11 protein-coding genes are annotated in these 11,171 nt (G+C 59.6%); 5 read left to right on the top strand and 6 right to left on the bottom strand.

Annotation, left to right across the window (positions count from 1 at the left end):
* The coding region (locus AC1DH9_RS12325) for an FAD-binding oxidoreductase (RefSeq protein ID WP_477808237.1) at positions 1-828 on the bottom strand (828 nt) is incomplete at its 3' end.
* A 27-nt stretch (positions 829-855) separates the two neighbouring features.
* Between AC1DH9_RS12325 and serA the strand changes: the two genes are divergently transcribed.
* Entirely contained in the window at positions 856-2,085 is a 1,230-nt protein-coding gene (gene serA, locus AC1DH9_RS12320; protein ID WP_054594522.1) for a phosphoglycerate dehydrogenase, read from the top strand.
* A 51-nt stretch (positions 2,086-2,136) separates the two neighbouring features.
* On the opposite strand, the gene AC1DH9_RS12315 is transcribed toward serA, so the two are convergent.
* Positions 2,137-2,925 (bottom strand): ketol-acid reductoisomerase, encoded by a 789-nt coding sequence (locus AC1DH9_RS12315; protein ID WP_477808236.1) that lies wholly within the window; start codon positions 2,923-2,925, stop codon positions 2,137-2,139.
* A gap of 155 nt (positions 2,926-3,080) precedes the next feature.
* On the bottom strand, positions 3,081-3,518 hold the full coding sequence (locus tag AC1DH9_RS12310) for a DUF4399 domain-containing protein (protein ID WP_427546644.1): 438 nt from the start codon (positions 3,516-3,518) through the stop codon (positions 3,081-3,083).
* 131 nt (positions 3,519-3,649) lie between these two features.
* On the opposite strand from AC1DH9_RS12310, the gene AC1DH9_RS12305 reads away from it, so the two are divergent.
* Positions 3,650-4,423, top strand: coding sequence for a transporter substrate-binding domain-containing protein (locus tag AC1DH9_RS12305; protein WP_427546646.1), 774 nt, complete (start codon positions 3,650-3,652; stop codon positions 4,421-4,423).
* A gap of 146 nt (positions 4,424-4,569) precedes the next feature.
* Here AC1DH9_RS12305 and AC1DH9_RS12300 read toward each other — a convergent pair whose 3' ends face one another.
* Entirely contained in the window at positions 4,570-5,058 is a 489-nt protein-coding gene (locus AC1DH9_RS12300) for a 2-thiouracil desulfurase family protein (protein ID WP_427546649.1), read from the bottom strand.
* Positions 5,059-5,060: 2 nt separating this feature from the next.
* Positions 5,061-5,693, bottom strand: coding sequence for a 2OG-Fe(II) oxygenase (locus AC1DH9_RS12295; RefSeq protein ID WP_477808235.1), 633 nt, complete (start codon positions 5,691-5,693; stop codon positions 5,061-5,063).
* A gap of 132 nt (positions 5,694-5,825) precedes the next feature.
* Here AC1DH9_RS12295 and AC1DH9_RS12290 point away from each other — a divergent pair, with 132 nt between their 5' ends.
* On the top strand, positions 5,826-6,578 hold the full coding sequence (locus tag AC1DH9_RS12290) for a DUF2059 domain-containing protein (protein ID WP_427546655.1): 753 nt from the start codon (positions 5,826-5,828) through the stop codon (positions 6,576-6,578).
* 128 nt (positions 6,579-6,706) lie between these two features.
* Here the strand turns inward: AC1DH9_RS12290 and bipL are convergent, their stop codons facing one another.
* Positions 6,707-7,660 carry a phospholipase BipL gene (bipL, locus tag AC1DH9_RS12285; RefSeq protein WP_427546657.1) on the bottom strand — a complete coding sequence of 318 codons (954 nt, stop codon included), beginning with the start codon at positions 7,658-7,660 and terminating at the stop codon, positions 6,707-6,709.
* Between the two features lie 109 nt (positions 7,661-7,769).
* Between bipL and AC1DH9_RS12280 the strand changes: the two genes are divergently transcribed.
* The gene (locus AC1DH9_RS12280) at positions 7,770-8,339 is read left to right on the top strand and encodes a DUF6436 domain-containing protein (protein ID WP_427546660.1); all 570 of its coding nucleotides are present in this window, start codon (positions 7,770-7,772) and stop codon (positions 8,337-8,339) included.
* Between the two features lie 260 nt (positions 8,340-8,599).
* Positions 8,600-11,011, top strand: a complete 2,412-nt coding sequence (locus AC1DH9_RS12275) for a penicillin acylase family protein (protein WP_477808234.1) — start codon at positions 8,600-8,602, stop codon at positions 11,009-11,011.
* Positions 11,012-11,171: the final 160 nt, after the last annotated feature.

Raw genomic sequence — 11,171 nt, 5'->3', positions numbered from 1 at the left:
GGTTTCCAGTGTATGGTTGGCCACTTCTTCGGTGGTCGCTTCGAATTCCAGCAGCGCGTAGAACGGGCAATCGGATTCGAACGGTGCCGGCACGTCGCCGCGCGCGAGGACTTTGGCCAGCGCCTTGTCGGAGAAAAATTCGAATGCGGTCAGGTCGAGCTTGCTCTGGAATGCGTGCAGCACCGGCATGATCGAGTCGAAATCGGCAGTGCCGAGGACCATCGCGGTGAGGTTTTTCGGGGCGCGATCCAGACGCATGGTCGCTTCGACCACAAAACCCAAGGTGCCTTCGGCGCCGATGAACAGTTGACGCATGTCGTAGCCGGTGGCGTTCTTGATCAGGTCGCGGTTCAGTTCCAGCAGGTCGCCCTTGCCGGTCACGACTTTCATGCCGGCAACCCAGTTACGGGTCATGCCGTAGCGAATAACCTTGATCCCGCCAGCATTGGTGCCGATATTGCCGCCAATCTGGCTGGAACCGGCGGAAGCAAAGTCCACCGGGTAGTACAGACCGTGCTCTTCGGCGCGGTTTTGCAGCTGTTCGGTGACTACGCCCGGCTGACACGTCGCAGTGCGGTCGGTCAGGTTCACGTCGAGGATCTGGTTCATATAGTCGAACGAAACCACCACTTCGCCATTGGCTGCCACGGCAGCGGCGGACAGCCCGGTGCGCCCGCCAGACGGCACCAGCGCAATCTTGTGCTCATTCGCCCAACGGACGATGGCCTGGACCTGCTCGGTGGTCTTGGGGATAGTGCCCAAAGGCTGTTCTGCGGCGACGGCGTTCCTGCCGCTCGGGTCAGCATCTGCTGGCCACTTCCCTGCCATTTTTCTCCGGGACACAGGTTTACGCAGATGAGCAAGACTTCTCTCGATAAGAGCAAGATCAAGTTCCTTCTTCTCGAAGGCGTCCACCAATCGGCTGTCGACGTCCTCAAGGCGGCGGGCTACACCAGCATCGAGTACCTGACAGGTTCTCTGCCGGAAGCCCAGCTGAAGGAAAAGATCGCTGATGCGCACTTCATCGGCATTCGCTCCCGCACTCAACTGACCGAAGAAATCTTCGATCACGCGAAGAAACTGGTAGCTGTTGGCTGTTTCTGCATCGGCACCAACCAGGTCGACCTCAACGCTGCTCGCGAACGCGGCATCGCTGTCTTCAACGCACCGTACTCCAACACCCGTTCGGTGGCCGAGCTGGTGCTGGCTGAAGCGATCCTGTTGCTGCGCGGCATCCCTGAGAAGAACGCTTCCTGCCACCGTGGCGGCTGGATCAAGAGCGCGGCCAACTCCTTCGAAATCCGCGGCAAGAAGCTGGGTATCGTCGGTTACGGCTCGATCGGTACTCAACTGTCGGTCCTGGCTGAAGGCCTGGGCATGCAGGTGTACTTCTACGACACCATCACCAAGCTGCCACTGGGTAACGCCACTCAGGTCGGCAACCTGCACGAACTGCTGGCGATGTCCGACATCGTGACCCTGCACGTTCCGGAAACTGCTGCTACCCAGTGGATGATCGGCGAGAAAGAAATCCGCGCCATCAAGAAGGGCGGCATCCTGATCAACGCCGCTCGCGGCACCGTGGTCGAGCTGGACGCCCTGGCGGACGCGATCAAGGACAAGCACCTGATCGGCGCGGCCATCGACGTATTCCCGGTGGAGCCACGCTCCAATGACGAAGAGTTCGAAAGCCCGCTGCGTGGCCTGGACAACGTGATCCTGACCCCGCACATCGGCGGCTCCACCGCTGAAGCGCAAGCCAACATCGGTCTGGAAGTGGCGGAAAAACTGGTCAAGTACAGCGACAATGGTACGTCGGTATCCTCGGTCAACTTCCCGGAAGTGGCCCTGCCGGCTCACCCTGGCAAGCACCGTCTGCTGCACATTCACCAGAACATTCCGGGTGTACTCAGCGAGATCAACAAGGTCTTCGCCGAAAACGGTATCAACATTTCCGGTCAGTTCCTGCAGACCAACGAGAAAGTCGGCTACGTCGTGATCGACGTCGACGCCGAATACTCGGACCTGGCGCAAGAGAAGCTGCAACACATCAACGGCACCATTCGTTGCCGCGTGTTGTTCTAACGCTCAAGCGTCAATAAAAAGGGAGACCCTCGGGTCTCCCTTTTTCATGCCTTATGCAGCAGGGGATGTTTTACAGAGGCCTTCCGGGTTACTAGTCRCCACCCGCACATAGCGAGTCAATGCTTGCAGCAACTGCGAGAAACGATGAGCGTAAAGATCGTCCATCGCCGGCATCATCCAAGTGCTGTTGATCTCCAATTGCACACTTGGCACTCCCAGGCTAGATGCGTATTTAGTGATAGTTTGATTTTTCGAAGCAGCAAAGTAATTGTGCGAAAAGTTTTTAAGTCCTTCCTTGAGCATGGCGTCTGTTAACTCCTGAACAACCTGATCTTTGCCCAGCAACGAACTCCCGTTCATGGTACCGAAATCCACATCATAGGGACGGTAAGAGTTGCTGCCATGCAAGTCGATCAACAACTGAGGCTTCACTTCCTTGATCAGGCTGGCGACTTGCGCCTTGAAATCATTGTCGTCGTAATAATTAGGGTCTGACGGACTCTGAAATTGCGTATAGATCACCGTGGCGCAACCCAGAGTATTTAACATCTTGGCCAAAGCCGCCGTACCACCGCCATCAGCGAATCGGTAGCTACCATCACGCAAAGGCCGTGTAGCGTGAGGCGCTGTCACAATAATCGGAGCACTCCCCCTGAGCACGATAAACCAGGGAGTTCCTGCAGGGGCGGTCTTATCGCTTTGTGCATCGATCTGTTTCTGAATGGTAATAGCTTCTTGGATATTGGGTACATCCACAACAGCTCTGTCGGTTTGAGACAGCGCATAAGATGAGCCGGCAAACAACGTCAGGATTGAGGCAGCCAACAGACGACTATTCATGGGGGAACGTCCTTGAGGAAACAGGATCGGCGTAATTCCTTTCTCGCCGCGAAACAATTGTAGACCACCTCGAAAGACTCAAAAAAAAGCCCGAGGCATTGCCTCGGGCGCTTAACGAACGTCGAACTTAAATACGCCAGATCCAAGACATCCTGTTATTTGACGGTCACGGAGATTTTTTTCGAAACAATCGGCGGATCGAACGGCACGTGGTTCTTGTCGCCCAGCTCCAGTTGCAAGGTGTGCTTGCCCGGCGTCAGGGTCACTTCGGTTTCGGTCTGTGCCTTGCCGAAATGCAGGTGGTTGGCGTCCGCCGGGATCGGCATGTTCTCGACTGGCAACTGGTTGACGTCAATCAGCAGGTGGTGGTGCCCGGTGTGCGGGGTCTGATCGCCGGCCGGCGCCAGGGCAATTTTTTCAACAGCGAATCGGACCTTGAAGGTTTTATCTACAGTCGCACCGTCCGCCGGAGAGACGATATACACCTTCGCACCCGCAGGGGCCTTGGTGCGGGGGACGTCCGCGGCGCTCGCCAGCATCGAAGCGCTGAGCATCAGACCAGCGAGAACTGCACGTGACATAAAGGTTTTCATTCTTTTCTCCAGTTTTGAACTTAATCTTTACGGTTGTGACAACTTCGTGGCGATTCGTTGTCGAAACACCTCAACACCATAGCAAAGCGCACGAAACAGCGCGCCGCACATAACGAATTCAAGGAGTGACCATGCGCTTTCTGCCTGGCCTGATACTGTTGCTGCCCCTTGTGAGCCCYTTTGCTCATGCCGAACTGATCGACGATGTAAACGACCGTGGCGAGTTGCGCATTGCGCTTGAAGCCAACACACCACCGTTCAACTTCAAGGAAGACGGCAAGCTCAGCGGCTTCGAAGTCGAACTGGGCCAACTGCTGGCCAACGAACTGGATGTGCGTGCCGACTTCGTGGTCACTGATTCGGCCGATCTGTTGCCGGGGGTCGAGAGCGGCAAGTACGACGTCGCCATCAACCACATAGCACTGACTCCAGAACTCAAGGATCGTTTCGACTTCAGCGAACCTTATAGTTATTCAAGCGCACAATTGATCGTGCGCCAGGAAGAACAACGCCCGCTCGGCACTTTGCTGGCGCTCAAGGGCCAGTCCCTGGGTGTGGCGCAAGGCAGTCAGTTCGTCGAACAGGCGCGCGGTGTCGAAGGTATTGACCTKCGCAGCTATCCCGACGCGCAGCAACCGCTCAAGGATGTGGCAGACAAACAGATCGACGCAGCCATCAGCGATCGCTTACTGATCCCCTACGCCATTCGCGACAGTCGTCTACCGGTAAAAGAAGGTGCCAAGGTCGGTCCGACCCTGAGCCTGGCGATTCCGTTTCAGAAAGGTAACCCGGCATTCCAGGCCAGCCTCGACCGGGCCCTGCAACGGATCAAGGCGGACGGCCGATTGATGGCGCTGTCGGATAAATGGTTCGGCATGGACGCGAGCCAACCACCGAAACCTTGATATAGAAATGTACGCAATCCTGTAGCAACTGGCGAAGCCTGCGTTCGGCGGCGAAGCCGTCGCAAGCGTCCTAATGCACTACGTCAGGAACTGCGTGGTGTTAGCTCTGCGAGGACTTCGTCCTCGAACGCAGCCTTCGGCAGCTGCTACAAGGACAGTGCAGCCAACGCGAGCGCAGCCTCGGCCAACTCCAGCTCGCTGAACACTTGCACCCCATTGCGGGTCAGCAAGGCTGCGGTGACGCCCTCGCCGCTGACTTTGACCCCGCTGAAGGTCCCGTCATAGGTCAGCCGATTGCCACAGGACGGGCTGTTGGCCTTGAGCACGGCGATGCGGATTGCGTGTTTTCGGACCAATTCCAGAGCCTGATGGGCACCCGAGAGAAACTCGGCGCTGACGTCCTCGCCCTCAGTCGTTATCACCCGTGCAATACCGTCGAGCACCTGGCCGCCCTGCCCACCCGGAATCTCGGCCGCAGCCCGTGGTGTTGGCAAACCGCCGGCGACTTCCGGGCACAAAGGGATCACCCGACCTTCGGCGATCCATTGTTCCAGCTGATTGAACGGCCCGCTGGCCCCACCGTCGTAACGCACGCGGTGGCCCAGCAGACAACGGCTCACCAGAATTTTCTGCATGATCAGAATGGCTCGTTGCCGCGCCGGCGAAACCAGCCCGTCAATGACAGGCGCTCGCGGGTCGCGGGCAGGACTTCATGGGGCACTTCGCCCGACAGGAACACCACCAGGCAACCGCCAGTGGGCACCACATCGTGCTCTCTGCCCYCCTCCAGGTACATCCGCAACTGGCCGCCATGCTCCGGCAGCCAGCTGTCATTGAGATAGATGACCGCCGACACCATGCGCCGGTCGTCGTCGCGAAAGCGGTCGACGTGCTTGAGGTAGAACGCGCCCGGCGGGTAAAGCGCAAAATGGCTCTCGAAATCCTCAAGACCGAGAAACAACCCCCGATTCATCGCCTCGCGCAGGCTGTCCATCAACCCCAGATAACTGTCGCAGGCCGCATCTTGCCCGGGCTCAAGCCACTGAATATGGTCGCCACGAATGCCTTCGCGAATCTCCGAGAAAGGCCCGCGCCCCACTGCCGCTGGCGCCAACTCACCTTCGGCTGCACGTTTACGGCACTCAGCCGCCAGTTCCAGGGTCAGAGCCTGGGGCAGGAAAATATTCTGCTGCGACCAGCCATGTGTAGCCAGGTCGTCGACGATACGTAACAGCAGCGGGTGATCAGAGGGTATTTGCATGGCGCGCATAGTATTCCTGCGCCAGAAAATCCGACAGAGCCGTGTAGCGGAGGATCGTCGGATAAGCTGACGAACCTGATACGAATTCTCGACAACCTGTGTCCGGCCCCGGAGAATAGTCGCCTGCTGACAGGAGTCCTTATGCGCCGTTTGCTTTTTTCACTGTTGATGATCTGCACTTTGCCCGCTTGGGCAGACGGCCACGACCAGTTGTACAAGGTCGCCGGTTGGCCAGACCAACGCGCGCATTTTAACGATGCCCTCACTGCCGCCCAGCAACGCTACCAAAGCAGCCTGCCGCCCGCGGTGTTTCAGGCGCTGGTCAGTAACAGCAACCAGCGCTTTGCCCCGCAAGCCATGGACCATCGAGCCGAAGCGCAACTGCGCAAAAACCTCGCGGACCCTGCACCTGCACTGGCGTTTTTCCAGTCACCACTGGGACGCAAGATCATCGCCGCCGAACTGCTGGCGACCCGCCGCGACCAGTTGGCGAAGAACGCCAAGGGCCTGCCGAAAATCGAAGCCAGCGACACCCGTCAGTTGATCATTGGCCATTTGGCCCAGGCACTGCCGGCGCGCGAAGCCGGTGCCGAAGTCAGCCTGGCGATTGCCGGCGTAGCGGCCGACAGCCTGAGCCAGATGATCCCCGGCCTGCTCGGCGGCGGTCAGGCCCAAGGCATGCTGGACGGCCAGCGTCAGCGCTTGATGGATCAAATCGGCTCCGACTTGAACAACACGTTGCTGTACGTCTATCGCGACTTATCGGATGACGAACTGGAAGAGTTCGCCACCTTTGCCGAGTCCTCTGAAGGTAAGGCGTATTACCGGGCGGCGTTGGCAGCGATTCGGGCGGGACTGGCGGTGGGGAAAAGCACCTCGAGCCTTAGCCAGTAAGCTTCTGCGTCTGGAAGATCGCCATCGTCGGAACGCCGCCCGGAGCAGGCTCACTCCCACACTGGATTTGTGAACGACATAAAACCAATGTGGGAGCGAGCCTGCTCGCGATGGCGTCATAACAGTCGCTAGAAATTTCGCCCTTTGATGCGCTTGGTCAAAAACCCGAAATACTCCTGGCGCAACGCCGGGGTTTCATTCGCCAGATGATGGCGGGCCTCGGGCAGTTTCAACACCTGCGGCCGGTCGAACTTGCTCCCCAGCACGTCAAGGTTGTGTTCCCAGTCCACCGTCATGTCCGCCTGCCCCTGGACGATCAGTGGTCGACGGCTGCTGTGCGGAGCCGCTTCAATGCGCTTGATCCACCGCGCCAGCGCCCCGACCCACACGCTCGGCAAACGCAGCGGTTGTAGCGGATCGGCTTGCAGGAATGGCAAGAACGCCGGGTCGTTGGTGTTCTCGCTGAAGCGCCGGGCGATGCCTTTGACGAAAGGCTTCATCAGGTAATAGCTGAAGTGCGACCAGCCCCAGGAGCGCGGCCGAACCAGCGGCGCAAGCAGTATCACCTGCCCTTGCGCAGGACTGTCCGCGCCAGCGTTCAACACGTGATCGATAACAATCGCACCGCCCGTACTCTGCCCGCACAGGTGCCACGGTTGCGGCAGATCCAGCGACCGCGCCTCAGCGAACAACCCTTGCAGCGCCGCCTGATACTCGGCGAAATCCTCGATACTCGCGCGCTCGCCACTGGACAACCCATGCCCCGGTAAATCACAGGCGATCACCACGAACCCCTGATCCAGCGCCCATTCGATCACATGCCGATACAGGCCCATGTGATCGTAGAAACCGTGGAACAGGAACATCGTCGCCACCACCCGCTGCGGCCACCAGACCTGGCTGACCAACTGATAGTCACCGACCTTGAAACTGCCAAGCCCGCGTTTGACCGGCACACTGCGCTGCGGGAAATCCAGCCCATAAAAATGCTGATAAGCCTGCGCCTCCTCCGACAACGGCTGCGCCTCGGCCAAGGGCCGCAGGCTGGCACGCAGATGATCGGGGTTGAAGGTGGCAGGCATCACGGGTTTCCAGGCAAAGCGCAGAGCGCAAAACAGACTTTATGGGCCTGCGATATTCATCTGTCGCGGCAAGCATGGCAAGCTACGCGACCTTCGAGGATGGTTCCGTATGCGTCCGCACTACCGCACGACACTGCTTGCCAGTCTGCTCGCCCTTGTGTGTGCCGGCGCGCTGTGGGCCGCCTATGACTGGTTTCAGGGACGCTACCTGCGGGCATTCAGCTCGCACACGGCGTTGTTTTCCGGTGATCCGCTGAGCCTTCCCGCCAATCTGGCAGGCCCCGGTGCGATTCGGGTCGTGCACTTCTGGGACCCGGCCTGCCCGTGCAACGTCGGCAATCAACAGCACCTGGCCGAACTGCTTGAGCACTTTGTGCCGCAAGGCGTTGAGTTTTATGCGGTACAGAAGCCCGGTAGCCAGGGTCAGTTACCCAGTACCTTGAGCCGCCTGAAAACCCTCGACACCTTGCCAGGCTCCGAACAAATCCCTGCAAGCCCGGCGGTCGCGATCTGGGACCGCAGCGGCAAACTGGCGTATTTCGGGCCCTACAGCGAAGGCCTGACCTGCAACTCCAGCAACAGCTTTATCGAACCGATCCTCCAGGCACTGAGCGAAGACCGCCCGGTGAGCGCCACGCATACCCTCGCGGTGGGCTGCTACTGTCCATGGGCACACTAGGGTCTGTACGAGAACTCGCCGAGCGGCGATCAGGCAAGGCAAAAACAGGCGAGGAACGGCTGGGGTCGCACCCGACTTTAGGCCCCTAAATGAGCATTCCGAGCCTGTTTTTAACGCAGCCTGGTCGATGCGCAGGCAGTTATCGTACAGAGCCTAAGGCATTCCGGACTTTTCAAGGAAGGTAATGCTCGGCACAGAGGGTCTGTGCTAAATGTTTGCAGCCTTAGACGGCGGCAATTTCGAATGCACAAGGAGTCACCATGAAACGCGTTCTGACCCTGCTGGCCCTGCTACTCGTCGTCCTCGCGGCTGGCGGTGGCTGGTATGTGTACAGCAAGCAACCGACGCGTCAGGGCCAGGTGGAATTGCAACGCCTGCAAGGCTCGGTGACGGTGCGCTACGACGAACGCGGCGTGCCGCATATTCGCGCCGAGAACGAAACCGACCTCTATCGCGCCCTCGGTTATGTACACGCCCAGGACCGGCTGTTCCAGATGGAAGCCATGCGTCGCCTGGCCCGTGGCGAGCTGGCCGAAGTCCTCGGGCCAAAACTGATCGACACCGACAAACTGTTCCGCAGCCTGCGCATCCGCGAGCGCGCCGAAAGCTACGTGGCCGCACTCGACCGCCAGTCTCCGGCGTGGAAGGCGCTGCAAGCTTATCTGGACGGGATCAACCAGTATCAGGACACCCACGCAGCGCCGATAGAATTCGACGTGCTGGGCATCCGCAAACGCGCGTTCACCGCCGAGGACACCGTCAGCGTCGCCGGCTACATGGCCTACAGCTTTGCCGCGGCGTTTCGCACCGAACCGTTGCTGACCTATGTACGCGATCAGCTGGGCAGCGATTACCTGAATATCTTCGACCTCGATTGGCAGCCCAAAGGCGTGCTGGCCAAACGTCCGTCCAGCAAAGCCCCGGTGCTCTCCGCCGCTGACTGGAAAGACCTCAACGCCATTGCGCGCCTGAGTGAGCAAGCGTTGGCCGACAACGGCCTGCCACAGTTCGAGGGCAGTAACGCCTGGGTGGTTTCCGGTACTCGCACCCAAAGCGGCAAACCGCTGCTGGCCGGTGATCCGCACATTCGTTTTTCGACGCCGTCGGTGTGGTACGAAGCGCAACTCTCGGCGCCGGGTTTCGAGCTTTACGGGCACCATCAGGTCCTGGTGCCTTTTGCTTTCCTCGGCCACAACCTGGACTTCGGCTGGAGCCTGACCATGTTCCAGAATGACGACCTCGACCTGATCGCCGAAAAGGTCAACCCGGACAATGCCAACCAGGTCTGGTATCACGGCAAGTGGGTCGACATGGTCAACACCGAGCAGCAGATTGCCGTGAAGGGCCAGGCGGCGGTCACGTTGATCCTGCGTCAATCGCCCCATGGCCCGATCATCAACAACGTGCTCGGTGCCAGCGCCGGCAAGACGCCGATCGCCATGTGGTGGGCATTCCTCGAAACCCAGAACCCGATCCTCGAAGGCTTCTATCAGCTCAATCGTGCCGACACCCTGGCCAAGGCCCGCGCGGCGGCGGCCAAGGTTCATGCGCCGGGGCTGAATATCGTCTGGGGCAATGCCAAGGGTGACATTGGCTGGTGGGCAGCGGCACAACTGCCTAAACGTCCGGCCGGGGTCAAACCGTGGTTCATACTCGACGGCAGCACCAGTCAGGCTGACAAGGAAGGTTTCTACCCCTTCAGCGCCAACCCGCAGGAAGAAAACCCGGCGCGCGGCTATATCGTCTCGRCCAACTTCCAGCCGGTTTCGCCGACGGGCATGGAGATCCCTGGCTACTACAACCTGCCGGATCGCGGTCAGCAGCTCAATCGCCAGCTCAGCGACAAGAGCGTGAAGTGGAACATCGACGCCAGCCAGAAACTGCAACTGGGCACCACCACCGACTACGGCCCTCGCCTGTTGGCCCCGCTGTTGCCGGTACTGCGTGAAGTGGTCAGCGACCCGCAAGAGCTGCAACTGGTGGAGCAACTGGCCAAGTGGAAAGGCGATTACCCGGTGAACTCCACCAGCGCCACCCTGTTCAACCAGTTCCTGTTCAACCTCGTCGATGGCGCACTGCACGACGAACTCGGCGACAGCTTTTTCGAGACCTTGCTCTCGACCCGCGTGATCGATGCCGCACTGCCTCGGCTGGCTGCCTCCGCGAACTCGCCGTGGTGGGACAACCGCAACACACTCGGCAAGGAAACCCGCGCCGACATCGTCAAGGCTGCGTGGCAGGCGAGTATCGCCCACCTGAAAACCACCCTCGGCCCTGACCCGGCGCAATGGCTATGGGGCGATGCCCACACCCTGACCCACGGCCATCCGCTGGGCATGCAAAAGCCGCTGGATCGAATTTTCAACGTCGGCCCGTTCGAGGCTCCCGGCAGCCACGAAGTGCCGAACAACCTCTCGGCAAAAATCGGCCCGGCGCCATGGCCTGTGACTTACGGCCCGTCGACCCGCCGGATCATCGACTTCGCCGACCCGGCGCACGGCCTGACCATCAACCCGGTCGGCCAAAGCGGTGTGCTGTTCGATTCACACTACGATGACCAGGCCGAAGCCTATATCGAAGGCGTCTACCAGGAGGCGCATTTCAATGAAGAAGAAGTCACGGCCAATACCCGCAGCACCTTGAAGCTGTTGCCGGCGCGGGTGGCGCAGTAGATCGAGATTGTTGTTGGCAGGGCTGCCGTCATCGTCGGAACGCCGCCCGGAGCAGGCTCGCTCCCACAATTGATTTTCTTCGTACACAAAAACTGTGTGCACTGAAGATCTAATGTGGGAGCGAGCCTGCTCGCGATGAGGCCCTGACAGGCCACCCAGC

The sequence above is a fragment of the Pseudomonas sp. 05T35 genome (assembly GCF_056396605.1).
Note: the sequence above shows the minus strand (reverse complement) of the source record. Positions and strands in the feature narration are given on the sequence as shown.